The organism is Rhodanobacter sp. UC4452_H20 (genome assembly GCF_052978205.1).
The window spans coordinates 1,458,840-1,484,219 of record NZ_CM129662.1; the positions used below are offsets into that span (position 1 = coordinate 1,458,840).

At 65.4% G+C, this 25,380-nt stretch carries 23 protein-coding genes; 10 read left to right on the forward strand and 13 right to left on the reverse strand.

What is annotated here, in order from left to right; translation table 11 throughout:
• The first annotated feature begins 15 nt into the window (after nt 1-15).
• Complete coding sequence (locus ACVCMC_RS07100) at nt 16-786, forward strand: YajG family lipoprotein (protein ID WP_447099178.1); 771 nt, start codon at nt 16-18, stop codon at nt 784-786.
• Between the two features lie 285 nt (nt 787-1,071).
• On the opposite strand, the gene ACVCMC_RS07105 is transcribed toward ACVCMC_RS07100, so the two are convergent.
• A complete protein-coding gene (locus ACVCMC_RS07105) occupies nt 1,072-2,880 on the reverse strand; it encodes an FAD-binding protein (RefSeq protein ID WP_447099179.1) in 1,809 nt (602 codons plus the stop codon).
• Between the two features lie 144 nt (nt 2,881-3,024).
• Between ACVCMC_RS07105 and ACVCMC_RS07110 the strand changes: the two genes are divergently transcribed.
• The 3 genes from ACVCMC_RS07110 to ACVCMC_RS07120 all read left to right on the forward strand — a co-directional run bounded on the left by ACVCMC_RS07110 (nt 3,025) and on the right by ACVCMC_RS07120 (nt 8,419).
• Nucleotides 3,025-3,876 (forward strand): LytTR family DNA-binding domain-containing protein, encoded by an 852-nt coding sequence (locus ACVCMC_RS07110; protein WP_395117649.1) that lies wholly within the window; start codon nt 3,025-3,027, stop codon nt 3,874-3,876.
• A 70-nt stretch (nt 3,877-3,946) separates the two neighbouring features.
• Entirely contained in the window at nt 3,947-6,175 is a 2,229-nt protein-coding gene (locus tag ACVCMC_RS07115; protein WP_447099180.1) for a penicillin acylase family protein, read from the forward strand.
• Nucleotides 6,176-6,295: 120 nt separating this feature from the next.
• Nucleotides 6,296-8,419, forward strand: a complete 2,124-nt coding sequence (locus ACVCMC_RS07120; RefSeq protein WP_447099181.1) for an AsmA family protein — start codon at nt 6,296-6,298, stop codon at nt 8,417-8,419.
• 53 nt (nt 8,420-8,472) lie between these two features.
• Here the strand turns inward: ACVCMC_RS07120 and ACVCMC_RS07125 are convergent, their stop codons facing one another.
• Nucleotides 8,473-9,258: a DUF4349 domain-containing protein gene (locus ACVCMC_RS07125; RefSeq protein WP_447099182.1), complete on the reverse strand. Its 786-nt coding sequence runs from the start codon at nt 9,256-9,258 to the stop codon at nt 8,473-8,475.
• Nucleotides 9,259-9,472: 214 nt separating this feature from the next.
• On the opposite strand from ACVCMC_RS07125, the gene ACVCMC_RS07130 reads away from it, so the two are divergent.
• The 5 genes from ACVCMC_RS07130 (at nt 9,473) to ACVCMC_RS07150 (ending at nt 14,933) form a co-directional block, all read left to right on the forward strand.
• Entirely contained in the window at nt 9,473-10,402 is a 930-nt protein-coding gene (locus ACVCMC_RS07130) for a DMT family transporter (protein ID WP_447099183.1), read from the forward strand.
• Nucleotides 10,403-10,461: 59 nt separating this feature from the next.
• Nucleotides 10,462-11,532: an EamA family transporter gene (locus ACVCMC_RS07135; protein ID WP_447099184.1), complete on the forward strand. Its 1,071-nt coding sequence runs from the start codon at nt 10,462-10,464 to the stop codon at nt 11,530-11,532.
• Between the two features lie 219 nt (nt 11,533-11,751).
• Nucleotides 11,752-13,731 carry an FTR1 family protein gene (locus tag ACVCMC_RS07140; RefSeq protein WP_447099185.1) on the forward strand — a complete coding sequence of 660 codons (1,980 nt, stop codon included), beginning with the start codon at nt 11,752-11,754 and terminating at the stop codon, nt 13,729-13,731.
• Nucleotides 13,732-13,743: 12 nt separating this feature from the next.
• Complete coding sequence (locus tag ACVCMC_RS07145) at nt 13,744-14,367, forward strand: cation transporter (RefSeq protein WP_447099186.1); 624 nt, start codon at nt 13,744-13,746, stop codon at nt 14,365-14,367.
• Nucleotides 14,364-14,933, forward strand: a complete 570-nt coding sequence (locus ACVCMC_RS07150; RefSeq protein WP_447099187.1) for a phosphatase PAP2 family protein — start codon at nt 14,364-14,366, stop codon at nt 14,931-14,933. The genes ACVCMC_RS07145 and ACVCMC_RS07150 overlap by 4 nt, the downstream gene beginning before the upstream one ends.
• Before the next feature lie 207 nt (nt 14,934-15,140).
• Here the strand turns inward: ACVCMC_RS07150 and ACVCMC_RS07155 are convergent, their stop codons facing one another.
• From ACVCMC_RS07155 to merC, 9 genes are all read right to left on the reverse strand, one after another.
• Nucleotides 15,141-16,046: a cation diffusion facilitator family transporter gene (locus ACVCMC_RS07155; protein WP_447099188.1), complete on the reverse strand. Its 906-nt coding sequence runs from the start codon at nt 16,044-16,046 to the stop codon at nt 15,141-15,143.
• Entirely contained in the window at nt 16,046-16,666 is a 621-nt protein-coding gene (locus ACVCMC_RS07160; protein ID WP_447099189.1) for a cation transporter, read from the reverse strand. Before ACVCMC_RS07160 ends, ACVCMC_RS07155 begins: the two co-directional genes overlap by 1 nt.
• 133 nt (nt 16,667-16,799) lie before the next feature.
• On the reverse strand, nt 16,800-17,129 hold the full coding sequence (locus ACVCMC_RS07165) for a P-II family nitrogen regulator (protein WP_447099190.1): 330 nt from the start codon (nt 17,127-17,129) through the stop codon (nt 16,800-16,802).
• Nucleotides 17,126-20,260: an efflux RND transporter permease subunit gene (locus tag ACVCMC_RS07170; RefSeq protein ID WP_447099468.1), complete on the reverse strand. Its 3,135-nt coding sequence runs from the start codon at nt 20,258-20,260 to the stop codon at nt 17,126-17,128. The genes ACVCMC_RS07165 and ACVCMC_RS07170 overlap by 4 nt, the downstream gene beginning before the upstream one ends.
• Nucleotides 20,260-21,357 (reverse strand): efflux RND transporter periplasmic adaptor subunit, encoded by a 1,098-nt coding sequence (locus ACVCMC_RS07175; protein WP_447099191.1) that lies wholly within the window; start codon nt 21,355-21,357, stop codon nt 20,260-20,262. The genes ACVCMC_RS07170 and ACVCMC_RS07175 overlap by 1 nt, the downstream gene beginning before the upstream one ends.
• Complete coding sequence (locus ACVCMC_RS07180; protein WP_447099469.1) at nt 21,354-22,532, reverse strand: TolC family protein; 1,179 nt, start codon at nt 22,530-22,532, stop codon at nt 21,354-21,356. Before ACVCMC_RS07180 ends, ACVCMC_RS07175 begins: the two co-directional genes overlap by 4 nt.
• A gap of 212 nt (nt 22,533-22,744) precedes the next feature.
• The gene (locus ACVCMC_RS07185; RefSeq protein ID WP_447099192.1) at nt 22,745-23,068 is read right to left on the reverse strand and encodes a hypothetical protein; all 324 of its coding nucleotides are present in this window, start codon (nt 23,066-23,068) and stop codon (nt 22,745-22,747) included.
• A 174-nt stretch (nt 23,069-23,242) separates the two neighbouring features.
• Nucleotides 23,243-23,458, reverse strand: coding sequence for a GDCCVxC domain-containing (seleno)protein (locus ACVCMC_RS07190; RefSeq protein ID WP_447099193.1), 216 nt, complete (start codon nt 23,456-23,458; stop codon nt 23,243-23,245).
• A 70-nt stretch (nt 23,459-23,528) separates the two neighbouring features.
• Nucleotides 23,529-23,951, reverse strand: a complete 423-nt coding sequence (gene merC / locus ACVCMC_RS07195) for an organomercurial transporter MerC (protein WP_447099194.1) — start codon at nt 23,949-23,951, stop codon at nt 23,529-23,531.
• A 70-nt stretch (nt 23,952-24,021) separates the two neighbouring features.
• Between merC and merR the strand changes: the two genes are divergently transcribed.
• Entirely contained in the window at nt 24,022-24,429 is a 408-nt protein-coding gene (gene merR / locus ACVCMC_RS07200) for an Hg(II)-responsive transcriptional regulator (protein WP_447099195.1), read from the forward strand.
• A 131-nt stretch (nt 24,430-24,560) separates the two neighbouring features.
• Here the strand turns inward: merR and ACVCMC_RS07205 are convergent, their stop codons facing one another.
• Nucleotides 24,561-24,902 (reverse strand): hypothetical protein, encoded by a 342-nt coding sequence (locus ACVCMC_RS07205; RefSeq protein WP_447099196.1) that lies wholly within the window; start codon nt 24,900-24,902, stop codon nt 24,561-24,563.
• 126 nt (nt 24,903-25,028) lie between these two features.
• A complete protein-coding gene (locus ACVCMC_RS07210; RefSeq protein ID WP_447099197.1) occupies nt 25,029-25,379 on the reverse strand; it encodes a copper-binding protein in 351 nt (116 codons plus the stop codon).
• Nucleotide 25,380 lies beyond the last annotated feature (1 nt).

Here is a 25,380-nt window from a genome sequence, read left to right on the forward strand (position 1 = left end):
GGCATAGTCTAGACCTTGGATCAAGGTCAAGAGTCAAGCATCAGCTTCCCTTTCGTCGCGACATTTGCGACAACTCTCCCGTTCCATTCAGATCCACGACATCATCGCTACAGGGGAAAACGCATGAAGCATCTCGTTCACGGCCTCGTCGCCGTCTTTGTCCTTGCCCTCATCTCAGGCTGCGCAACCACGCGCACCCGGATGTCGCTCGACGTGCCATCGCCGGGTTCAGCGGTAGTCAGCGGCGGCAAACCGGTGGTCATCGACGCCATCCATGACGTGCGCGTGTTCGAAACCGATCCGGACGACCCCAGCACGCCATCCTTGAAGAAGGGCGCCAGCTACGCGCTGGATGCAACGCAACGCAAGCAGGCCATCGCGCGCAAGCGTGGCGGCTTCGGAAAGGCATTCGGCGACATCCTGCTCAAGCCCGGCCAGAACGTGGAGTCGGTGACCCGGCAGTTGTTGACCAATGCATTTGCCAGCCGCGGCTACAGCGTCGTGGATGCAGCCAGCGCCCCGGCGAATGCGCCACATGTCAGCGTCGACATCCGCCAATTTTGGGCGTGGTTCACGCCCGGGTTCTGGAGCGCCAGCATCGAGGCAAAGCTGGACACCTTGCTCAAGATCGACAGCCCGCAGGGGCATCGCCAGGTGACCGTGAAGGGATACGGCCACAACTCCATCCAGGTCGCTCGCGAAGCCAACTGGCAACTGGCCTACCAGCGTGCATTCGAGGATTACCTGAAACAGTTCGCCGACGCCGCCAACAACAACGGGCTCTGAGTCAGGCGTAAAAGCCATAAGAACGCCATCTGCGTCACTGGAGGACAGGAGGCGGCGTGCATACGCGCCGCGTGAAGGTGTTGAACCCCTCTCCCCTCGGGAGAGGGGTAGGGGCGAGGGGCGGCGGAAGCGCGCGCTGGGGACCCCGAACCCTCATCCATCGCTTTGCGCCATCTTCCCCAGGAGGGAGGTGAAGTGCTTGCCCGCCGAAGCAAGCTGTCCTCAGATCACTAAGACAGCTGCTCGGCCTACATCCTCGTCTTCCCTTCTGAACTCGATATCCGGTCAATCCTTGCGCACGAACCCCTCGCCGCTCCAACCCTCGCTGCCCACGCCGTGGTGGACGAAGAACAGGCCGTCGGGATCGTAGCGGCGCTTCACGGCGAGCAGCTTCGGGTAGTGGGTGCCCCAGAACGCGGCCTGCCAGTCGCGCTGGAAGTAATCGCTCTCGGAGACGTAGGCACCCGCGTTCGGCGCGACCTTGCGCAGGGCGGCCATCGCCGTGCCGATGCTGGCGGCGGCGCGCTGCGCCTCCGCCAGATCCGGTTTCGGCATGCCCGGAAAGGCCGGTGCACCGCCGCCGGCGATGATCGCCAGCGCAAACGCATCGAGCACCTGCGGGTTGGTCGCGGTGTCTCTCGCTGCGGCGATTTCCGTCGCGGGCGCGCCGGCCAGTCCCTTGTTGAAATGCAGGCCCACGCTCCATTCGCGCGCGGCGTCGAACAGCGCATCGACCAGTGCACCCTGGCGATCCTCGTGCAGCAGCGTGGCCGGCAACCACGCCGACTGGTAGGCGTGCAGGAACCAGGCCGCCTCCCCCACATTGGTCGCCCAGTAGGCATGGTGCTTCGGCGCGCCGGGCCGGTTGTCCGCCACCATCACGCCGGGCGCATTCTGGCGCATGAAATCCACGTCCCACATGCGTTGCGCCGGCATCGCAAAGATCTTCATCGGATCGGCGTAGCGATATTCCACGCGCGCCTTCACCCAGTCGAGAAACGGCGCCCAGACCTTTTCCATCTGCGCCTGATCCAGCCCGTGGCACAGCATGCTCAGTTCCAGCTTGCGGCCGCTGAAGCCCATCTGCTCGCCCCAGTGCGGATTGAACAGGTCGCTGCGATAGAATGCGATCGCCCGCGCGATCAGCGCGCGATAGGCGGCATCGGTGGTGGCCTCGATCGTGCCGAACACGCCACCGAAGAACGCCGGCAGCTCGCGCGTGCGCAGGGTCAGGCGCGTGACCACGCCAAGGCTGCCGCCGCCGCCACCCTTGAGGCCCCAGTACAGCTCCGGATTCGTGCAGGCGTTGGCGATGCGCACCTGGCCGTCGGCGGTGACGACTTCGGCTTCCAGCAGGCCCGCCGCCGCGGTGCCGTAATGCTTGGAGAAGCTGCCGAAGCCGCCGCTCTGCACCAGCCCGGCCACGCCCACCGTGGTGCAGCCGCCGCCCTGCACGTAGCGGCCGCCCCTGGTGGTTACCGCGTCGTAGGCGTCGATCCACATCGCGCCGGCGCCGATGCTCACCGCCGGCTGTGCGGCCTGCTTGCCCGCGCAGCCGTGGCCGACGAAGGCATCGTGCAGGGTCACGTCGTGCATGTGCCGCGTCCACACCAGCAGGGAGTCGGGCGCGTTCGAGGTGCCCTGGTAGCTGTGGCCGCCGCCTTTCACGACGAGCCGCAGATGATGCCGACGGGCAAAGTTCACCGCGGCGACCACGTCGGCCGTGCTCTCGGCGGCCACGGCGTACGTGCTGGGCTGCGAGGCCCAGGCATCCAGCCAGCCGCTGGTCTGGGTCAGCGCGGGGTTGTCGCCGACGTAGAACGGATTCTTGATCTGCGCCAGCGCCTCGGCCCGGGCAGCGGCAGTCGCCCCCGGCGCGAATGGCGATTGCAGTTTCAGCAGGCGTCCGCCGACCTGCTGTCTCAGCGTTTCCCAGGCGTCGGCGTCGGGCCACGCCGGATCGCCCGGCCGCACCCGGCGCAGCAATCGGGAAAGATGGTTGCGGGTACCGGCCAGCGCCCGGGCGACCGGCGACAGCGCCAAGGGCAGGAGCGATGCGGCGACAGCGGCCTTGAGCAGATCGCGGCGGTTCATGGGCGTTCCGATGGTGGGGTCGAGGGCTCCATCTTGCAGCGCCTCCGGCCGCGCTGTCGCCCGCCAGGTGACGGATCGACCCGTCACGGGGACGGACGGCAGGGCTGCGGGGACGGGTCGCGGGGCTTTGCGTAGAATCGCCGGATGAACGAACGCCCCGGCCTCAGCTTCGACGATTTCCAGCGCTGGCGGCGACCCATCGAAGTCGGCTTCTGGGTGGCCCTGGTCATCCTCAACGCCGGATTCAATGCGCTGGTTGCGCTGACCGACCATCCCGACGTGGACACGTGGAAACCCTGGGTGTGGGAGTTCAGCAGCGCCCTCCTGATCCTGGCGCTGATCCCGTTCGTGATCGCGCTGGAACGCCGTTGGCCGTTCCGCGTCGATACCTGGCGGCACAGCCTGCCGCGCCACCTGCTGGCCACGGTCCCGTTCAGCCTCATCCATGTCACCGGCATGGTGGCGCTGCGTCGGCTCTGTTACGCGCTGGTCGGTTCCCACGACCAGTTCGGCGCGCACTACGGCTACGAGTATCTGAAGGACATCCGCACCTATTTCGTCATCATCGCGCTGCTGTGCCTGTCGCGCCTGTGGCTGATCCGCTGGCAGGGCGAGGCGCGCTTGCTGGCCGCCCCCGACGAGGGACAGCCGGCCGAACCGGTCGAGCGGCCCGAACGCTTCCTGGTGCGCAAGCTGGGGCGGGAATTCCTGCTCAATGCCAGCGAGGTCGAATGGCTGCAGGCCTCGGGCAATTACGTGAACCTGCATGTGCACGGTCGCGACTACCCGCTGCGCAGCACCATGGCGGCGATCGAGGAGCGGCTGGACCCGGCGCGTTTCGTGCGCGTGCACCGGGGCTATTTCGTCAATCTCGACTACCTCGCCCAGATCGAGCCCTTGGATACCGGCGACGCCCGCCTGACCATGCGTGACGGTGCCACCATCCCCTGCAGCCGACGCCACCGTGCTGCCTTGCGCGAGCGTTTCGGCGGCTGAGCGGGCGACAGCGCGGTGCGGGCGGAATGGGCTACGCTGGGCAGAACGGTCGGTCATCAAGGGGCAACAGATGAATACACGCATCCTCGGCGGCATCGCGCGGGCGCACAGGGCGTCGATCGTGCTGGTCATCGCCGCACTGCTGACATGGAGCCTGCTGCAAACCGCCACCGCGGCCACCCCGGAGCAGTCGCGCTGGGAGCGCCAGGCGCAGGCGGTGACGATCACCCGCGACGACTGGGGCATCGCCCACGTGCACGGCAAGACCGATGCGGACGCGGTGTTCGGCATGGCCTACGCCCAGGCCGAGGACGACTTCAACCGGGTCGAGACCAACTACCTGATCGCGCTGGGCCGGCTGGCCGAGGCGAAGGACGCCGACGACTCTGCGCTGTGGCAGGACCTGCGCCAGCGCCTGTTCATCGATCCGGCCGAGTTGAAGAAGCTGTACGCGCAAAGCCCGCGCTGGCTGCGCCAGCTGATGGACAGCTGGGCCGACGGGCTCAACTACTACCTCGCCACCCATCCCGACGTGCACCCGCGCGTGCTCACCCGCTTCGAGCCGTGGATGGCGCTGTCCTTCACCGAAGGCAGCATCGGCGGCGACATCGAGCGGGTGGAGCTGGCACCGCTGAAGGCGTTCTATGGCAGCCCGGCCGACGCGCCGCTGGCCCAGGTGCACACGCAACCCAGCTGGATCGAGCCGACCGGCTCCAACGGCATCGCGATCGCGCCGAAGCTCACCGCCGACGGCCACGCGCTGCTGCTGATCAACCCGCACACCTCGTTCTTCTTCCGCTCCGAACTGCAGATGTCCAGCGACGAGGGGCTGAATGCCTACGGCGCGGTGACCTGGGGCCAGTTCTTCATCTACCAGGGCTTCAACCCGCACGTGGGCTGGATGCATACCTCGACCGGCGTCGACGTGGTCGACGAGTTCGCCGAGACCATCGTGCACCGGGACGGCAAGCTGTTCTACCGCTACGGCAAGGAACTGCGGCCGGTGACGTCACGCCAGATCACCTTGTCGTATCGCGACAAGAGCGGCGCGCTGGCGCAGCGCACGTTCACCGCGCACTTCACCCATCACGGCCCGATCGTGCGCGAGGCGGACGGCAAGTGGATCGCCGAAGCACTGATGAACAAGCCGATCCCCGCGCTGGAGCAGAGCTGGCTGCGCACCAGGACGCATGATCTCGCCAGCTACATGAAGGTCGCCGAGCTGAAGGCGAACTCGTCCAACAACACCTTGTTTGCCGACGACAAGGGCGAGATCGCCTTCCTGCTGCCGCAATTCGTGCCCAGGCGCGACAACCGCTTCGACTACACCAAACCCGTGGACGGCAGCGATCCGGCCACCGACTGGCAGGGCCTGACGCCGCTGGACCAGCTGCCGCAGGTGGTGAACCCGCCCAATGGCTGGACCTTCAACACCAACAACTGGCCGTATTCCGCCGCCGGCGCGTACAGCCCGAAGCAGGCCGACTACCCGCGCTACATGGACACCTTCGGCGAGAACCCGCGCGGCCTGCACGCGATCCGCCTGCTCACCGACATCAGGCAGGTCACCCTGCCCTCGCTGATCACCGCCGCGTTCGACTCCTACCTGCCCGCGTTCGCGCGCCAGTTGCCGATCCTGATCGCCGACTACGACGCGCTGCCCGCCGACGATCCCCTGCGCGCGAAACTCGCCGGGCCGATCCAGTTGCTGCGCGACTGGGACTACCGCTGGGGCATCGCCTCGATGCCGACCTCGCTGGCGGTGTTCTGGGGCGATACGCTGTGGGACGAAGTGAGCAAGGCCGACACCGCCGAAGGCCTGTCGATCTACGACCGGATGGCCGCCAAGGCCGGCGCCAAGGCGCGCCTCCATGCGCTGGTCGAAGCCTCCGACCGGCTGACCCAGGACTTCGGCAGCTGGGGCGTGCCGTGGGGCGAGATCAACCGCTTCCAGCGCATCAACGGCGACATCGTGCAGAAATTCGACGACGCCAAGCCCAGCATCCCGGTGCCGTTCACCTCCTCGCGCTGGGGTTCGCTGGCCTCGTTCGGCGCGCATCGCTGGCCGGGTACCAAGCGCTACTACGGCACCGGCGGCAACAGCTTCGTGGCTGCCGTCGAATTCGGGCCGAAGGTGCATGCGCGGGCGATCACCGCCGGCGGCGAAAGCGGGCACCCCGATTCTCCGCACTTCAACGACGAGGCGGAGCGCTACACCACCGGCAACCTGCGCACCGTGTACTTCTGGCCGGAACAATTGAAGGGCCACACCGAACGCAGCTATCACCCCGGCGGGTAAAAGCTGAACGGCAACGACGGTCGAGCACATAACCTTGTCATCGACCTGGTTATGACTTCCGTGGAATGACCTGCGCATGCGCCAACCCGGTGCGCAGGTCGCGGACCGCGGAGCGAACCCATGAAGCGTGGCACCCAGTCACTGGTGGTGATCGGCAGCGTCGTGCTGGCGTTGCTCGTGGTGGCACTGATCGTCATCGCCACGTTCGACTGGAACCGGCTGCGGCCGTTCATCGGCGACAAGGTCAGCCAGGCGATCGGCCGGCCCTTTTCCATCAACGGCGACCTCACGCTGGACTGGCGCCGGGACCGCAGCCGCAGCGGCCCCGCCGCCTGGGTGCCGTGGCCCGAGTTCACCGCGCGTGACATCCGCATCGCCAATCCCGACTGGGCCGCGCAAACGCCATTCGCACAGCTGGATGCGCTGCGCTTCCGGCTCTCGCCGTGGGCGCTGCTGGTGCATCGCATCGAGGTACCCAGCGTGCAACTGGTGAACCCCAGCATCGACCTGGAGCGCGACAAGGACGGTCGCGCCACCTGGCACTTCAATCCACCGAAGAAATCCGGGCCGTCGGCATGGCATCTGGACGTGGGCTCGGTCGGTTTCGACCACGGCGTGATCCGGCTGGATGACGCGGTCACGCAGACCAGGCTCAAGGTCGCCGTGAAACCGTTGCAGGCGGCGATTCCCTACGACGACATCGTGGCGCAACAGAGCGCCGACGCCCGCAAGCAGGCGCAGAAGACCACCGGCAAGGCCGCCGCCAAGGCGCCGGAAGTGCCCAGGGACAAATCGGCCAGCGCGACCAGCTACCAGTTCGCCTGGCAAGCCAGCGGCACGTACCAGGGCGGTGCGCTCACCGGCGAAGGCAAGACCGGTGCCGTGCTGGCGTTGCAGGACGCCAGCCAGCCCTTTCCGGTGCAGGCCGACGTGCACATCGGCGACAGCCACATCGCCCTGGTCGGCACGCTGACCGATCCGCTGCAACTGGGCGCGCTTGATCTGCGCCTGTGGTTCTCCGGCAGCAGCATGGCCAAGCTGTACCCGCTGACCGGCATCACCCTGCCCGATACGCCGCCCTACGCCACCGAGGGCCACCTGAGCGCCAGGCTGGGCGAGGGCTCCGGCCGCTATCACTACCAGGACTTCCGCGGCCACGTCGGTGGCAGCGACCTCGCCGGCGACCTGTTGTTCGTCACTGGCGGCGAACGACCGAAACTGAGCGGCAAGCTGCATTCGAACCTGCTGCGCTTCGCCGACCTGGCGCCGCTGATCGGCGCCGACTCCAGCACCGCCAAGGTCGATCGCCCCGACACCTCGCAGCCGGTCGACAAACTGCTGCCGGTGGCGCCGTTCCGCACCGGGCGCTGGCGAACCATGGACGCCGACGTGGATTTCAGCGCCGCCCGCATCGAACACGGCGAGGCGCTGCCGATCGACTCGCTGCGCACCCACCTCGTGCTGAAAAGCGGCGCGCTCTACCTCGACCCGCTGACTTTCGGCGTGGCCGGCGGCACCGTGCGCAGCAACATCACCCTCGACGGCAGCCGCGCGCCGATGCCCGGCGTGCTGGAACTGCATGCGCGCCATCTGAAGCTGAAACAGTTGTTCCCGCAGTTCTCGCCGATGCGCACCAGCTTCGGCGAGATCAACGGCGACGCCAACCTCACCGCCGAAGGCAATTCCATCGCCGCCCTGCTCGGCAGCGCCGACGGCGAGCTGAAGCTGCTGATGAACGACGGCGCGATCAGCAAGACGCTGCTGGAAACCGCCGGCCTCAACGTGGGCAACATCATCATCGGCAAGCTGTTCGGCGACAAGACGGTGGAGATCAACTGCGCCGCCACCGACATGGTCGCGAAGCACGGCCTGTTCGACATGCGCCTGTTCGTGTTCGACACCGACGACGCGCTGATCAAGGTGGATGGCACGGTGAATCTCGCCAGCGAGAAACTCGACCTCGACGTGAAACCGCACACCAAGGGCCTGCGCATCCTATCCCTGCGCTCGCCGCTGTATGTTCGCGGCACGCTCAAGCACCCCGACGTCGGCGTGCAGAAGGGTCCGCTGCTGCTGCGCGGCGCCGGCGCCGTGGCCCTGGGCGCCGTCGCCGCACCGGCGGCCGCGCTGATCGCGTTGATCGCGCCCAGCCACGAAAACGAGGACAGCGGCGAGAACACCTGCCGCGCGGTGCTGATGCAACTGCGTGGCTCGGGCCAGAAGACTCAATCAAGCAGGAAATGACCATCTGTCGGCGGTTTCACCGCACGACCGAACCGTCCGCCAACCGGCAACGTTCAGTGCAGCTGCCGTCCGGAGCGGGTGAACCGGCGCCATAGCCGGCGCCACAGCATCGCCAGCGGGAAGGCCAGAATCAGAAAGGGCAAGCCGTAGCCGAGCAGCCCCAACGCATCGACCACGCCGTCCGCCACCTCGTCGGGCAAGCCGGAAAAGCCGATACCGATACGCCCGCTGCGGGCATCGCTACTGTCGAACTCCAGTTCGAGCCGATTGGTATCCAGCCGGCGCTGCTGATTTGCCCCAGCGGCCTGCAGCGATTGCAGTTGGCTTTCCACCGAGGCCTGCTCGTGGCTGAGCGCGATCAGATCGGCAACGGCCATGTCCTTGCGCGCGGCGAGGTCCGCCAGATGTTGGGCTTGCTTTTCCAGCAAGTCGCGCTGACGCCGGTTGTCGGTGACGACATCGGCGAGATCCTCGGCCCGGGTCTGCCGGTATCCGACCGTGCCGTCTTGAGATGCCAGCTTCGCCATCGGCTCAACGCCATCTGGCACGATTCGCACGACCAGCGATGCCGAGTGCTCATCCTGCCGGATGCGCAGAACGTTGCAGGCACCGAATCGATCCGACTCGCAAGCCTGCCGGGCCGCCGCCAGGCGATCGGCAATTTTCGCTTCCGGCAGTTTGATCCGCAGCGTGTGCTCATAAGCCAGCATCGCCCCGGACTTCGACTGCTCTCCGCTGACCGGTGCTGGCGAGACCTCCTGCTTCTTCGAGCACCCGCAGATCGCCTGCAGCACACCCAGCAGCAACAGCGCCATGCAGACAGAGCGGAAGCTGGACATGCGATTCCCCAAGGCAGTCAGGTCGGGTCAATCTGCCACAGCGGCAGACAAACTCAAACCACGTGGCGTCGAAGCGCGAGCGCACCGTACCGCGGTGCCCCACGCTTCGTCCCGACACCCAAAGGCATCGCGCACAGGGTGCGCTCCTGCACGGGCACGCGAGTCGTGCCAGGCATGGCGCTAGAATGCCGCGACTTCCCTTGCGCGTACGCCCATGCACCCCGTCAATCAGGCTCGTCTGCAGATTCATTTCTGCGTGTTGCTGTGGGGCTTTACCGCGATCCTGGGCAAGCTGATCACCTTGCAGGCGCTGCCGCTGGTGTGGTGGCGCATGCTGCTGGTAACCGGTGCGCTGCTGCTGGTGCCGCGGGTGCGGCGCCAGTTGCGGGCGATGTCATGGCGGCTGATCGGCGCATATGCCGGCATCGGCGTGCTGGTGTCGCTGCACTGGCTGACCTTCTATGCCGCGATCAAGCTGTCCAATGCCTCGGTGGGCGCCACCTGCATCGCGCTGGGGCCGGTGTTCCTGGCCTTCATCGAGCCGTGGCTCGCCAAGCGCAAATTCGATCCGCGCGAATTGCTGATCGGCGTGGCGGTAGTGCCGGGCGTGGTGATGGTGGTCGGCGGCGTGCCGGTGGACATGCGCATCGGCATCGCGGTGGGCGTGCTGTCGGCGCTGTTCGTGGCGCTGTTCGGCTCGCTCAACAAGCGCATGGTCGAATCGGGCGATCCGCTGACGGTGACCTTCATCGAGCTGGGCACCGGTACCGCGTTCCTCACCCTGCTGGCGCCGCTGCTGCCGCACCAGGGCGCGCTGTTCGTGCTGCCGAACCTGCACGACGCGCTGCTGCTGCTGGCGCTGGCGTTCGGCTGCACCCTGCTGCCGTTCACGCTGGCGCTGGTGGCATTGCGCCACATGACGGCGTTCGGCACCCAGATGGTGACCAACCTGGAACCGGTCTACGCGATCGTGCTGGCGATCGTGCTGCTCGGCGAGCAGCACGAACTCGATCACTGGTTCTATCTCGGCGTGGCGGTGATCCTCGCTGCAGTGTTCGTGCATCCGCTGCTGCATCGCAAGCAGCGCGTCACCACCCAGCCGGAGCTGCTTGGCACCACCGAAAGCCACAGCATGGTCGACTGAGCGAACCTCGCGCACTACGCTGCCACGGCGCGCCAGCGTTGATTCATCGGGGCGAACACATGACGACCGCCAACCACCAGCACCACCGCGGCATCTTGCAGGCATTGGCCGCGGCAGCCTTGTTCGGCCTCGGCACGCCGCTGGCCAAGCTGCTGCTGGACACGACGCCGCCGCTGCTGCTGGCCGGGCTGCTGTACGCCGGCTCGGGGCTGGGCCTGTCGCTATGGCTGCTGCTGCGCAAGCTGCGCCGCCAGCGCGCCGCTGAGGCACCACTGACGCGACGGGACGCGCCATGGCTCGCCGGCGCGGTGCTGTTCGGCGGCGTGCTCGGTCCGATCCTGCTGATGCTGGGGCTGGCGCAGACGCCCGCGTCCACGGCCTCGCTGTTGCTCAACCTGGAAAGCGTGCTGACCGCCGTGCTCGCCTGGGTGGTGTTTCGCGAGAATGTGGATCGGCGCGTGTTCCTGGGCATGCTGGCGATCGTTGCCGGCAGCGTGCTGCTGTCCTGGCAGCGCCAGGCCGGCAGCGAGGTTCCGTGGGGCGCGCTGGCGATCGCCGGCGCATGCCTGTGCTGGGCGATCGACAACAACCTGACACGCCCCGTCGCCGGCGGCGACCCAGTGCAGATAGCCGCGATCAAGGGCGGCGTGGCCGGAATCATCACACTCACCCTCGCGCTGGTGATGGGCTATCGCTTCCCGGCCATCCTGCCCCTGCTCGCCACCGGAGCGCTCGGCTTCGTCGGCTACGGCCTGAGCCTGGTGCTGTTCGTGCTCGCCCTGCGCGGCCTGGGCACGGCGCGCACCGGCGCGTACTTCTCCACCGCGCCGTTCGTCGGCGCCGGCCTGTCGCTGCTGCTGATCGCCGAACATCCGCCGCTCGCGTTCTGGCTGGCCGGCGCGCTGATGGCGCTCGGCGTGTGGCTGCACGTCAGCGAGCGGCATGCGCACGAGCACGCGCATGAGGCACTGGCGCACAACCACCGCCATTACCACGACGAGCATCACCAGCACGCCCACGACTTCCCGTGGGACGGCAAGGAACCTCATACCCATCCGCACCTGCACGAACCGCTGGTGCACAGCCATCCGCATTATCCGGACATCCATCATCGCCACCGGCATTCCTGAGAACTGCGCGGCCACGCGGTGTGGATCCGACGCCCTGATCACCGAGGGATTCGACGGCGACTTCAATTGCGTCCCGCCGAGCCGCACAAATCTGCTGGATGACCTTAACTTGTGACTGGGCATGCCGCAGCACGGTTGCTGGTGCTGAATCGGCAGACGCTCAGGCTGAGGTGATGTGCTGGCGAATTGCTCAAGGACGAGTATCATCCTTGAATGACAATGAATCGTATTCGCAATATTTTGCGCAGCCTTTTCACGGCGATACTTCTGCTGTTCGGCATGACGGCCTTCCCGGTCACAGCTCAGGACGCGATGACCTCGGTTCCACAGACTTGGCAGATGCTTGATTACCTAGCGACCGATTACGCAGGCGCGGTGAAGAGTGGCGCTGTCATCAGCACATCCGAGTACGCCGAGATGCGGGAGTTCACGGCAACGGCGCGATCGCGCATCACCGCGTTACCACCGACCGTCGCCACACCGGCACTCTTGCAACAGGCGGATGCGCTGGTGGCCTCGGTCGATGCCAAGGCGACACCCGCTCAGGTAGCTACGCAGGCGCATGCGCTGGCCGATGCGCTACTCCAGGCGTACCCGGTGCCGACCGCACCAGAACACGCGCCCGATCTGACCCGCGGGACAACGCTCTATCAAACCCAGTGCGCTGCCTGTCATGGAGCCACCGGACACGGTGATGGGCCCGCTGGCCTGCAGCTGTCGCCCCGGCCGGTGAACTTCACCGATCAGACGCGGGCCGATCAGCGCAGCGCGCTGTCGTTATATGAGGTGATAAGCCAAGGCGTGGAAGGCACGCCGATGGCGAGCTACGCGCAGCAACTGTCCTCAGACGACCGTTGGGCACTGGCATACTACGTGGGCTCGCTGGCTTATACCAAGGAGGCAGTCACTGGCGCCGACACTTGGCAACACGACACCGCCGCACGGGCACAGATCGCCGATCTGAAGGAGCTGTCGCGTGCGCGCGTGGCGCAGTTGACGCCCACGCTCGGCGCGGAGCGTGCTCGGACGATCGTGGGTTATCTGCGGGCTCACCCGGACGTCATCCAGCAAGAAGCCTTGACTGGCATTCCTCTAGCGCGAGCGCGACTGGCGGCGAGTCTGGCGGCTTACCGTGCCGGCGCGGAAACGCAAGCCACCCAACTGGCACTGTCCGCCTACCTCGATGGTGTGGAACCGGTCGAACCGCAACTTAACGCACACGACAGTGCACTGCGCGCTCAGCTCGAAACAGCCATGGGCGCCTATCGCACTGCGCTGTCGAGCAGCGCTTCCATGGCGTCGGTGGTGAAACAGGCAGACGCTGTCGATGATCTATTGGTACGCGCGCAGGAGGTCACTACCGATGCGGCGGGCGACGTTGCCGCTATCTTTCTGGGGGCCTTCACCATCCTGGTTCGCGAGGGCCTGGAAGCCCTGCTGGTCGTGGTCGCGCTGCTCGCTTTTCTGCGCAAGGCCGCGCGACCCGAAGCGCTGCGCTATGTTCATGCGGGCTGGATGCTTGCGCTCGTCGCCGGCGGGATCACTTGGGCGATCGCCAGCTATGCGATTTCCATCAGTGGTGCCGGCCGTGAATTGACCGAAGGACTGTCGTCGCTGTTTGCGGCGTTCGTGTTGCTCGGAGTGGGTCTGTGGATGCACCAGAAAAGTATCGGCGGTCGCTGGCAGGCGTACCTGAAGGAAAAGATGGCGGCTGCGCTCAACCGGCGTTCTGCGTGGTTCCTTTTCGGGCTGGCCTTCATCTCGGTGTACCGCGAGGTGTTCGAGAGCATCCTGTTCTACGCCGCGCTGTGGAACGACGGCCAGGAAGTATGGCTGCTCGGCGGTATCGCGGCCGGCGCGGCCGTGCTGGGGCTGATCGCCTGGGTGCTGCTGCGCACCAGCCGGCGGCTGCCGATCGGCACATTCTTCTCCGCCAGTTCGGCGCTGATCGCCTTGCTCGCCATCGTGCTGACCGGCAAGGGGATCGCCGCCCTGCAGGAGGCCGGCTGGGTCACAGTAAGCGTCGCGCCGGTGCCGCATATCGAACTGCTGGGCATTTATCCGACGTGGCAATCCTTGCTGGCCCAGTTGACGATTCTGGTGCTGCTGGCGGTCGGATTCGCGTTCAATATCCGTCGCGGCCGCCAATCCTCCGCGTCAGCCACCACGACCAGGGAAGTTCTCCCCGATGCAGAATGAAGGCAATAGGGCATGACTGAATGTGGTTGTCACACTGAAGCCAGCAATGAAGCGGAGCGACGCATCCTCCACCTCGCGCTGGTTCTGAATGCCACGATGTTTGTGGTCGGCATTGTCGCGGGTCTGATCGCGCAATCGATGGGGCTGATCGCCGATTCGCTGGACATGCTCGCCGACGCGAGTGCGTACGGCATCGCGCTCGTCGCCTGGCAGCGCAGTACAAGCTTCAAAGCATCGGCCGCTTCCGTGAGCGGCACGTTGCTGCTGATCTTGGGCGCCGGTGTCGTCGCGGGTGTGGTGTGGCGACTCGTTGCGGGCAGTCATCCCGAGGGTGGTTGGATGATGGGCATTGCCCTCATCGCCTTGATCGTGAATGCCACCGTGTTGAGGCTATTGGAACGGTTCCGTCACGGCGAAGTGCATCTGCGCGCCACGTGGCTGTTCACGCGGGTCGACGTCATCGCCAACCTGGCAGTGATCATCTCCGGTGTGCTGGTGCTAGTCCTGCACAGTGCGTTGCCCGACCTGGTCATCGGTGCGGCCATCGCCTGCTACGTGCTCAAAGAGGCTCTAGGCATTCTGCGCGAAGCAAAGGAAGCGCGAGTTGCGGCCAGCGAATCGACCGTCAAGCCATGACCTCTCCGGTGTCAGGGCTTGGTCCGGTGGTGTATGCCGTTGACCTGCGACTGTTCCACGCCATCCATCCGTCCACACGGCCATCGCCCACGATGCTTCATCTGGCACGCGGTCTGGCCAATGGGCCGTTGATGCTGACTGTCGTCCTCCTTGCGGCGATGCTGGTGTTTCCCCGATGGGCAATGCGAGTGCCAGCTCTTAAAGCAGCAGGTGCTGCTGCCATGGCACTGCTCGCGAACCTGGCCATCGGCCTCTTCTGGGATCGAGCACGCCCCTTCGTGGCCGGTGTCGGCCAAGCCTGGGTTTCGCATGCGGCGACAGGCAGCTTTCCCAGCGACCATCTGACCGCGCAGTGGGTCGTCGCCGGCATGCTGTTGCTGGATCGACGCACCCGAGCATGGGGCACCGGGATCGCACTGTTCAGTCTGCCCATGGCATGGGCGCGCATCTACCTGGGCGTGCATTATCCCGGCGATATGCTGGGAGCCCTCGCGATGGGCGGGCTGGCCATGCTGAGTGGTTGGTTGTGGTTGCGTGCCAGCACCCCACCCGTCCAGCGGCGGTGACCATGCAGCCGCACATGCTGTCGTTGCTTTCCACCGTGGCTAGCGTCTGCCCGCGGCACACGCGATCGCTCAGGTCCACCGGCATCGCACGCGCAATGAGCTCGCTGGTTTGGACAAGACGGCGCGGTTCCTGTTGCAGCCACGCCGACGGAGAGTCATCGCGCGGAAGCGGCACCGGCGGGCAGTTTGGCGAAGCGGCTGTGGAGGTCAAACCTTTTGTGGCTCCTCGCACCCATGCCCACACGACGTTGTTTCGACCTGCAGTGTCACGTGATGAATGCCAAAGCGCGCTTCCAGCATCTGCGCCAACCGGAGCCGCAGCGCTTCCGCGTCTGATGCGTCGCCATCCATGATCACATGCGCCGCCATCGCCGAACGCGTGCTGCTCAGCGCCCATACGTGCACATCGTGCAGTGCAGCCACGCCTGGAGTCGCCAACATTTCGTTGCGAACCTCTCCAGTATCGACGCCACGAGGCGCCCCCTCCATCAGGACATTCCCTGCCTCTCGCAGCAGGATCAATGTCCGCGGCAATACCCACAAACCAATCAACACGGCGATAATGGGATCGGCAAGGTAGAAGCCGGTGAACTTGATGATCAACGCGCCGATGATGACGCCTACTGAACCAAGCATGTCGGCCCAAACTTCCAGATAGGCACCTTTCACGTTGAGGCTTTCACCGCTGCCGGCCTTGAGCAATCGCATCGAGATGAGGTTGATCACCAGCCCCAGTACCGCGATCACCAGCATGCCAGTGGAGGCCACCGAAGGCGGTTCGCTGAAGCGCCGCGCCGCCTCCCACAAGATGTAACCGGCGACGAGGAACAGCAAGCCACCGTTGACGAGTGCGCCGATGGCTTCCATGCGCGCGTAACCATAGGTGCGTTTCGCGTCGGGCGGACGTCGAGCCAGGCGCACGGCGGTCAGCGAGATCGTCAGCGCGATCACATCGGTGGCCATGTGTGCCGCATCCGACAACAAGGCCAAGCTGTTGGTAAGCAAACCGCCGATGATCTCGACGACAAGAAACGTACTGGTCAGGCCGAGTGCCCACCACAGCGGCGTCTCGTGCTTGATCTCTGTACCCACATGATCGTGTCCGGCACTCATCATTTGTCTCCGTTCGTGTAGCTGCACCACGCCATGCGGAACACCCGCCATGCCGAGCGTATAAACATCAGCAACAATGCCGATGCAATCAGCAGATCGGGCCAGCCTGCGCCGAAGATGCCGACGCCGGCGGCCGCTGCCAGCACGGCAATACCTTCGAATACGTCATTGCGTGAGCATTCCCAGGCCGAGGCCATGTTGACGTCGCCTTTGCGGTAAGGCAGCAGCAGGCGCAGACATGCGGCATTGGCGACCAGGTTCAGCAAGGCGGCGATACCGATCGCCTCGAAGATCGGCACGCCCGGATGCAGGAGACGCCAGCCAATCTGGATGGCGACTGCAAGCGCCGCACCAAGAATCAGTGCGCCCTTGAATAATGCCACCCGGGCTTTCGCGCGATCACTGGCACCAATAACCGCAAGGCTCAAGAGGTAGGTGAGCGCATCGCCCAGGTTGTCCAGTCCGCCGGACAGCAGCGACGACGAACCGCTGTAGATCGCCGCGGACAGCATCATCACGAAGGTGGCGAGGTTGGTCGCCAGAACGATCATCAACACCCGACGCTGCCGCGCCTGCAACGCGGCAATATCGATGGTGGTGGCACAACACGTATCAGTCATGAGCCGGTAATCCGATGGCTTGGATGCATGCTTCAGGCATTGGAATCTCTCATGGCGGCGGCCACTCTACGCGGCCGCCGCCGTGTTATGAAATGACACCGATACGGCGGCGGGAGTGCTCCCGCCGCCACGATCAGTCGTTGTCCACACGCCCATCGATCGGCCATGCCTGATCCACCGTGCTCTGGTAGACCCAGCCCGCCACACTCTGGCCGGTGCGCCCGTGCAGGCGGATCAACTGCACCGCTCGTTCGGCCTGATCGTCCTCGCAAAACACCAGCAGCTTGACCTGCTTGATGACCCGTTCGCCCATTTCGATCGAGTAGCTTTGCTCTTGCTCACTGAGCGCGGTCAGCAGGCCCTTTACGTCGCTCACCGACAGGTAACGGAACCCCGCATCCGCCAAGGCATGGATGACGTCAACGACGCGGCCGCGATGGATAAACGCTTTGACTTCTTTCATGGAGTGTTCTCCTTGGCGAGGCGCCGGGCGGCGCGTTCTTCGATCCAGTCGTAGAGCACCGGCAACAGCACCAGCGTCAGCAGAGTCGAGGTGATCAGACCGCCGACCACCACGGTGGCGAGCGGCCGCTGGGTTTCCGCACCGACGCCGCTGGAGAGCAGCATCGGCACCAGGCCCAGGATCGCCACGCTCGCCGTCATCATCACCGGCCGCATGCGCAGCGCCGTGCCGCGGATCACCGCGTCACGCACGGGCAAGCCTTTCTCGCGTTGCTCGTTCAAGAAGCTCACCAGCACGATGCCGTTCAACATCGCCACGCCGAACACCGCGATGAAGCCGATCGCCGAGGGCACCGACAGGTATTGCCCGGTGATCGCCAGGCCGACGATGCCGCCGATGGTGGCGAACGGCACGTTGGCCAGGATCAGCGCGGCGTACTTCACCGAGTTGAAGGCGGTGTAGAGCAGCACGAAGATGAAGAAGATTGTGGCTGGCACGATCAGCGACAGCCGCTTCAACGCCCGTTGCTGGTTCTCGAACGCGCCGCCCCATTCGCTGTAGTAGCCCGTCGGCAATTTCACCTGTTGCGCGATGGCGGCATTGGCGTCCTTGACGAAGCCGTCGATGTCACGGCCGCGCACGTCCATCTGGATCACCGCATAGCGCTGCAACTGCTCGCGGCGGATGAACGAGTAGCCTTCCGCATCGCTGACCTCGGCCACCTGCGACAGCTGCACCAGCGCACCGCTGGGCGTGCGGATCGGAATGCGCTGTATGGCTGGCAACGAGGCCTTGTCCGCATCGTCCAGCCGCACGGCAATGTCAAAACGCTTCACGCCATCGAGTAGCGTGGTCACCGGCTCACCACCGATGCCGTTCTTCACCACAGTGAGCACGTCGTCGGCGTTCAAGCCGTAACGGGCCAGCGCATCACGATCGACCTTGATACGGATTTGCGGTTTGCCGATGTTCGCCTCCAGAGCCAGATCCGCCACGCCGGGCACCCCGGCCAGGACGTCCTTGATGCGGCCGCTCAACCGATCCAGCTCGCCCAGGTCATCGCCGTAGATCTTCAGTGCCAGCGTGGCGCGCACACCCGAGATCAGTTCCTCGATGCGCATCTGGATCGGCTGGGTATAGCTCACCACCGCGGTCGGCAATACTGCCGACAACTCCTTCTGCATCGCTTCCTCGATGCTTTCCAGCGTCTCGCCCTTGCGCCATTGATCCTTGGGCTTCAGCGGTGTGTACATCTCCATGTAGTTCACGTCCGCCGTCTCGCCTTTCTCGGCACGGCCGATCATTGCCAGCGTGGTCTCCACTTCCGGAAACTTCTGTTTGACCAGCGTCGACACTTGTTTGGAGATGGCGATGGATTCGTCCAGCGATGCCGACGGAATCGAGGTGATGCGCCACATGATGGCGCCTTCTTTCAGGTTCGGCATGAACTCCTTGCCGAGGAACGGGAACAGCGCCAGGCTGCCGATCAAGGCCCCGGCAGCGATGCCCAGCACGAGCTTGCGGCGGGCGAGCGCCCACGCCAGCACCGTGGCGTAGTGGCGTTTCAGGAACGCGACCAGCCAGGTGTCCTTCTCTTCCTTCGGTTTCAACACCAGCGCGGCCAGCACCGGGATCAGCGTCAGCGCGAGGACCAGCGAGCCCGCCATCGCGAAGCTGATGTTGAACGCCATCGGCTTGAACATCTTGCCTTCCAACCCTTGCAGGCTGAACAGCGGCAGGAACACCACGATGATGATGAGGATGGCGAACGCCACCGGGTTGGCCACCTCGCGGGCGGCCGCCAGCACCGCGGCGGTGCGATCCACCGGGAGCCCGTGCGCCTTGCGCTCGGCCATGATGCGATAGGCGTTCTCCACCATCACCACCGCGCCATCCACCATCATGCCGATGCCAATCGCCAGCCCCGCCAGCGACATCAGGTTGGCCGAGAGGCCGACCTGATTCATGCAGATGAAGGCGATCAGCATGGCCAGCGGGAGCGCCACTACCACCACGATGGCGCTGCGGAACTCGCCCAGGAACAGGAACAGGATGATCGCAACCAGGATCGAACCCTCGATCAAGGCACGCACGGCGGTTTCCACGGCTGCATTGACCAGCTCGGTGCGTTCGTACACCGGCTTGACCACCACGCCCGGTGGCAACGCCTGTTCGACCGTGCCGAGCTTGGCCTTGACCGCATCGACCACGCTCTTGGCGTTCTCACCGATGCGAGCGAGTGCCATGCCCAGTACCACCTCCTTGCCGTCGCGGGTGACCGCGCCTGTGCGCGGTGCACCGGCTTCGACGATGGTGGCCACATCGCGCACGTAGACCGGTATGCCATCCTCGGTCTTCAGGACGATGCTGCCGATGTCCTTGGCGTCCTGCACCAGACCCAAGCCACGCACGAGGTACTGTTCGCGACCGACGTCGATGAAGTTGCCGCCGACCTGCGCGTTGTTCGCCTGCAGGGCCTCGATCACGTCCTTGAAGCCGAGCTTGTGCGCGATCAGCTTCAGCGGGTCGATGCGCACCTGGTACTGCTTTTCCTGGCCGCCCCAGGAGGTGACATCGTCCACACCCGGTGCGGTGCGCAGGATCAGGCGGATCGTCCAATCCTGCAGCGTGCGCAAGTCCATGTCGCTGGGTGCCCCGGTGCTGGCGGCGTCCTTGAGCTTGGCGTCGGCCCGTTCGACGGTGTACCAGAACACCTGGCCCAAGCCGGAGGTGTTCGGACCCATCTCCGGCTTGCCGTAGCCGGCCGGCAGGCGGTCGCCCACCTGCTGCAGCCGCTCGTTGACGAGCTGGCGGGCAAAGTAGATGTCCATGCTGTCGTCGAAGTACACCGACACGTAGGACAAGCCGAACAGGCTGACCGAGCGGATCTGTTCCACCTTGGGCAGGCCGGCCAGTGCCGACTCCACCGGCGTAGTGAGCAGTTGCTCCACATCCTCGGCGGCCAGGCCGGAGGCCTCGGTATAGACGTTCACCTGCACCGGCGTGACGTCGGGGAAGGCGTCGATGGGAAGCTGGCGTACGGCCTGGAAACCCAGGAAGCCGATCACCACGAAGGCGATCAGCACCAGCACCTTGTAGCGCAGGGAGAATTCAACCAGACGTTCCAGCATCATTCTTCTCCCAGCTGCGAGCGCAGCAAGCGGGCCTTCAACGCGAAGGCGCCCTTGCGCACGTAGGTGTCGCCGGCCTTGAGGCCTTGGGTGACCGCCGTCCAGCCATCCCGCGTGTCGCCGACCATGACCGGTGCCGGTTCGAACTGGCCGTTGCCTTTGGCGAGGAATACAGTCGGCTGGTTCTGCAGCAACACGATCGCTTCGGCGGGAACGGCCAGCTTCCGCACGGCACTCCCGGTGACGATGCGTGCCTCGACCAGTTCACCGGGATGCAAAAGATCCTTGCGGTTGTCGACTTCGATGCGTACTGGCACGGTGCGCGTACGCTCATCGGTCTGGTGCGAGCGCTGCACGACCTTGCCGGGTATCGCGGTGTCGTGCACGAGGATGCGGGCATCGGCATCGGGCTTGACCCGTTCGGCATCGGCCGGAGACATCTGGGCCACGACCCATACCGAATCTTCCTTGACCAGGGTGAACAGCGTGCGGCCCGGTTCCACCCGCTCACCGACCAGAAACTCGTCGGTGGTGACGCGACCGGCCGCTGGCGCGAGCAGTTCGAAGCTGCCATCGGCACCGGCCGAACCCTTGCGCAGCAGGCCACCGATCTGACCGTCGGACAATCCGTAGGCACGCAACTTGGCGCGTGCCTGATCGCGCTGCACCTTCGCTTCGTTGTAGCGCCGTGCCGAGACGGCCTGCGGTCCGAGCGCCGCGATGCGCTGCCAGTCCTGCTCGGCCACGATCAACGCGCCCTGCGTCTCGGCGACCTGCACACTGGAGAGCACCACCAACGGCGCGCCGGCTTTGACGACGTCGCCAAGCGTGGCCTTGCGAGCCAGTACTTGGGATTCCACGCGTGGCGATACCAGCACGGTGGAATAGGCATCGGCCTTTACTTCGCCGGGCGCTTTCAGTTCATCGGTCAAGGTGCGCGGAGCGGCCTTGTCGAGGACAATGCCGGCGTCCTTGATCGCCTTGGCATCGAGCGCCAGCGGATTGGCGGGAGCCAGTTCCTGTGCCATGACGGGGCCGGCCAGCGCCGCGAGCAGCGTCATGCCCAGCAGGCTGCGTTTCAAAAGAGAGCAATTCATCGGGGGATATCCTGATTGAGGCCGTCCTGAGTCGGACCGTCCTGAGTGCGGCCATCGAGCCAGTCGGTGAGACGGCCCGCAGCGGTGAGGTAGTCGAACCAGGTCTGCCAGGTCTGGCTTTCCAGTTCCTGGCCGGACAACGCGGTGTCCAGGCTCTGTTTGAGCTGTACGAGGTAATCGGACGTGCTGATTTCACCGGCACGCCAGAGCTTCTCCAGCAACGCGGTGCGATCCTCGAACGCGGCGGCACGGCCGCTGCGAAAGGCTTCGGTCGCGCTGCGCAAGGCTGCGTAACGGGCCTGTGCTTCCCGCAGTCCCGCGCGCAACACAAACTCGCGCGAGCGCACGGCAGCCGCCGCGGCGTCGGCCTCCGCCAGGGCAGCATCCACTTCGGCGCGTCCGCTGTTGAGCACCGGCAACGGTATGGATACGCTCAGACCGATCACCTGATCGGTGCGCGGCCCGCTGTGCACTTGGCCGCCGGTCAGGCTGAGCGTGGGGTCGGGAATGCGCGCCCTGCGGGCGACTTGCACGCCGGCCTCGGCACTCGCTTGCTGGGCGCGGGCCTGACGCAGTTCCGGCAGCTCGTCGACGGGCAACGGCGTGACATTGTCGAGTGCCGGTGACAGGCCCTCGGGCAACGGTGGCAGCGCAGTCAGCTGATCGCCGCTGATGGCCAGCAACGCCGCGCGGGCCGCCGCTTCGTTGCCTACGAGTGTGGCTTGTTGCACCTGCGCCTCGCCCAAGGCCAAACCGGCCAGATCGCGTTCCGGACTGCTGATGTCGCCCACCTTCAGCCGCTGCGCGGCCAAGTCATCGAAGCGCTGCATCAGCGCCAGGCGACGCTGACCCAGCTCGCTCTGTCTGGTCGCGAGTGCGGCCGTCGACCAGGCCTTCAGCCAGCGGGTTGCCACGTCGCGACGCACCCGGTCATAGGCCGCCTCGGCAGCCAGCAGATCAGCCTCTCCCTGGGTGGCCCGGGCACGACGCTTGCCGGACAAATCCAGCGCCAGGCTGATGCCGGCCGTGCGTCGATTGACGTCGGCGTCCTCCGCATCGAGCGACAGCGAAGGGTTGTACAGCGGCTGTGCAGCGGCACGCGCACGAGCTTGGGCAGCATCAAGGTCTGCCCGCGCGGCCTGTACCTCGGGACTGGCTTGCCAGATACGGCGCACCGCCTCCTGCAAAGGAGAAGACGCCAACGAGGTCGGTAGGGGAACTACCGGTGGGGAAGGATGGGATACGGGGGCGGCACTGAGCATCGCCGCGTACAACAGACACACGGCGCCGATCGGCACCGAACGAAAAACAGACATGAAGCGATCTCCTGAAAACGGTCACGAAGCGATGCACCGCACAAGCGGCGGTGTCGCGAAACGGAGCGGTTTCAGGCGATCGGAGGGCGCAGCAGCGAGCCGGTCGTGGCCGGCGTGAATCCCGAATGGAGGGTGAGCGGTGCGAAGCGTGCTTCCATCATGGCGAGGGGAAGCGGCGTGCTGGCCGGCAGCGTCACCGAATGCGCACAGGCACAATGGCAACTGCGCCCTTCACCCAGAAGACAGAGATTCGCATCGTCAGCCGATACCGTACTGACGGCGGTATCCGCCAACAGGGTGGTCGGGGCAGCAGCAGTCGCCGAAGCGAATCGCGCACTAGGCCCATCGGCCACGCAGATCGATCCGCTGATCAGCTTGATCAGCAACACGGCCACGGCCAACACCCACAATCCGCGGTGGCGGCGCAGGCGAGTCAGCAGTAATGGCGCAGACCGATACATTCTTCGATCCTATACGACAGCTGCGCTGTTAGACAATTTCACTTGGGCGCCGGTCGTGATGAATTCAGACAGCCCCTACCGGCGCCAGCCGACCCCTATGAAGATGGTCTACCCGCAGCACGACTTCTGTTGCTGGATCGGCGGGCACGGCACACTGCCCCAGGAACAGAACACGCAACAGTCGCCGGGTTTGGGCTGCAACAATTTGCCGCAGCCGGGGCAGTCGTAGAAGAACTGGCAGGCATCGGTCGGCATGGTTTCAGTGGCCTGGTGGCCGCAATGCGGGCAGGTCAGCGTGCTCTGCAGGATGAGTTCGGTCGTCAAGTGTTTCGCCGGAGAAATGAGAGTGAAGTGTTGGCATAGTCTTCGCTATGCCCCTGTCAATTGTGTCGGTTCAGCGGGCACCCGCCGTATCGCTGGCTGTGCGACAGGATGCGCTGGGAGCCGGCGCCAGCAGATCGCGGAGGGACACCGCCACCATCAGCAGCAGACCCGGATAGAGCAGCCATCCGGTGCGATGGCCACTGGCCCGCATCACGAATACCGCCAGCAGCACCAGCAGCGGGCCGAGCATACCGAGCGCGGCCCGCGGCCACCGCCGGTGACTGCGCCAGCCCAGCGCATTGGCGAGCAGCGCGATGCCCGCAAATGCCGGCAGCAGGATGCGGATGAACAGGCCTTCGTACGGGCTCAGTACGCCCAGCCCGATCGCCGCACCGAGGCTGGCCAGGGCGGGAAAGCAATTCACGCAGGCCGCTGCCGAGACGACACTGCCGATCAGTCCGGCCTTGTCGGCCAACCGGGTGAGCAGGGGCATGGAGGTTCTCCTTTAGCGTGGAATGCCGATGATCTAAGGTATTCCCGTAGTCAAGTACGGAGTCAAGCCCATGTCCTCCACGCAGGATACGTTTTCCATCGGCGCCTTCGCCAAGGCAGCCGGGGTCAATGTCGAAACGATCCGCTTCTACCAGCGCAAGCGCCTGTTGGCGGAGCCCACCCGTCCGCCGGGCGGCATTCGTCGCTACGGAAACGCGGAGGTCGCACGGGTGAAGTTCGTGAAATCCGCGCAGCGGTTGGGGTTCAGCCTCGATGAGGTGGCGCAGTTGCTGCGGCTGGAGGACGGTGCCCATTGCACGGAAGCGGCCGATCTGGCCGCGCTGCGGCTGGCCGATGTACGCAGCCGACTGGCCGACCTTACACGCATGGAGACGGCCCTCGCTGCGCTCGTCGAACAGTGCGGTGCACGTCAGCGCAGCGTGTCCTGCCCGCTGATCGCCTCGTTGCATGCCTGCTGAAATGGCGGCAGGCAGGATGCGACAGGCATGACGCCGGTGAAGTGCATCGGCTGGATGTCGTAGCCGCGCCCTGGTCACTCCGCCATGGGCCGTCGCGGAGCATGCCTTGGCGGCCTTGTCGTCGCGTCCGTTCAGTCCGCGCGTCGCGCGTGATCGGTTCGCTTCGCCGTGCCCTGGGTCAGCTCGGCACGCACGCAGTGCGCGTCGATGATCGACGTCACCGTGGCATACCCCGCCACCGCGAACTGTTGGCGGGGCGGCCCTTTGTTGGGAATCACGAAGGATGTCCGCAGGACCTCCAGTCGTGCACCAACCGCCGGCAGCGGCGTGACACGATAACAGACGTCCAAATGCTGGCCATCCACATGGCCAACCCAACCATCGGTGTAAGAATCGGCCGCGTACGCGACGCTACCCATGGTGAGGCCCGCGAGCAGCAGCGGGAGGCTGAGACAAGCAGCAAACGATTTCATGGGCGTTCTCCAAAATGACAACCGCAACAAACACCGCCACGCGCACGCATAACGTGCGTGGCGGTACTGCCTTCACGATCGCCGGCTGGCCCTCGACAGTTGAAGGCCAGCCGGCGACGTGGTCTGTCAACGTGCCGGACGGATCGCCGTCACCGTGCTGCCTGTGCTGGCCTGACGGAAGGTGAACTGCACCTTGTCGCCCACCTTCACGTGCTTCAGTAGCTCCGGTGAAGCCACCTTGAACGGCATCGTCATCGCCGGCCAGCCGATCGCGGCAATCGCCTCGTGCTGCAGCGTGATGGTGTTCTTGGCGGTATCGACCGCCTTGACTACGCCCACGCCCTGCACATCGGCGGGTGTGGCTTCGTGCATCCCAGCCATGCCCGGCATGTTGGGATCCATCTGCTGAGGGTTGGCAAACACCGGAGTAGCGATCAGTGCAGCGGCGATCGCGAGGGTGATGCATGGCTTTTTCATG

Coding starts and splice junctions, on each gene's coding strand:
- ACVCMC_RS07155 (WP_447099188.1), bottom strand. CDS start 16,046: ATGAGTGCCGGACACGATCATGTGGGTACAGAGATCAAGCACGAGACG.
- ACVCMC_RS07210 (WP_447099197.1), bottom strand. CDS start 25,379: ATGAAAAAGCCATGCATCACCCTCGCGATCGCCGCTGCACTGATCGCT.
- ACVCMC_RS07160 (WP_447099189.1), bottom strand. CDS start 16,666: ATGACTGATACGTGTTGTGCCACCACCATCGATATTGCCGCGTTGCAG.
- ACVCMC_RS07175 (WP_447099191.1), bottom strand. CDS start 21,357: ATGAATTGCTCTCTTTTGAAACGCAGCCTGCTGGGCATGACGCTGCTC.
- ACVCMC_RS07150 (WP_447099187.1), top strand. CDS start 14,364: ATGACCTCTCCGGTGTCAGGGCTTGGTCCGGTGGTGTATGCCGTTGAC.
- ACVCMC_RS07125 (WP_447099182.1), bottom strand. CDS start 9,258: ATGTCCAGCTTCCGCTCTGTCTGCATGGCGCTGTTGCTGCTGGGTGTG.
- merC (WP_447099194.1), bottom strand. CDS start 23,951: ATGCCCCTGCTCACCCGGTTGGCCGACAAGGCCGGACTGATCGGCAGT.
- ACVCMC_RS07205 (WP_447099196.1), bottom strand. CDS start 24,902: ATGAAATCGTTTGCTGCTTGTCTCAGCCTCCCGCTGCTGCTCGCGGGC.
- ACVCMC_RS07165 (WP_447099190.1), bottom strand. CDS start 17,129: ATGAAAGAAGTCAAAGCGTTTATCCATCGCGGCCGCGTCGTTGACGTC.
- ACVCMC_RS07140 (WP_447099185.1), top strand. CDS start 11,752: ATGAATCGTATTCGCAATATTTTGCGCAGCCTTTTCACGGCGATACTT.
- ACVCMC_RS07130 (WP_447099183.1), top strand. CDS start 9,473: ATGCACCCCGTCAATCAGGCTCGTCTGCAGATTCATTTCTGCGTGTTG.
- merR (WP_447099195.1), top strand. CDS start 24,022: ATGTCCTCCACGCAGGATACGTTTTCCATCGGCGCCTTCGCCAAGGCA.
- ACVCMC_RS07120 (WP_447099181.1), top strand. CDS start 6,296: ATGAAGCGTGGCACCCAGTCACTGGTGGTGATCGGCAGCGTCGTGCTG.
- ACVCMC_RS07115 (WP_447099180.1), top strand. CDS start 3,947: ATGAATACACGCATCCTCGGCGGCATCGCGCGGGCGCACAGGGCGTCG.
- ACVCMC_RS07145 (WP_447099186.1), top strand. CDS start 13,744: ATGACTGAATGTGGTTGTCACACTGAAGCCAGCAATGAAGCGGAGCGA.
- ACVCMC_RS07105 (WP_447099179.1), bottom strand. CDS start 2,880: ATGAACCGCCGCGATCTGCTCAAGGCCGCTGTCGCCGCATCGCTCCTG.
- ACVCMC_RS07110 (WP_395117649.1), top strand. CDS start 3,025: ATGAACGAACGCCCCGGCCTCAGCTTCGACGATTTCCAGCGCTGGCGG.
- ACVCMC_RS07135 (WP_447099184.1), top strand. CDS start 10,462: ATGACGACCGCCAACCACCAGCACCACCGCGGCATCTTGCAGGCATTG.
- ACVCMC_RS07170 (WP_447099468.1), bottom strand. CDS start 20,260: ATGCTGGAACGTCTGGTTGAATTCTCCCTGCGCTACAAGGTGCTGGTG.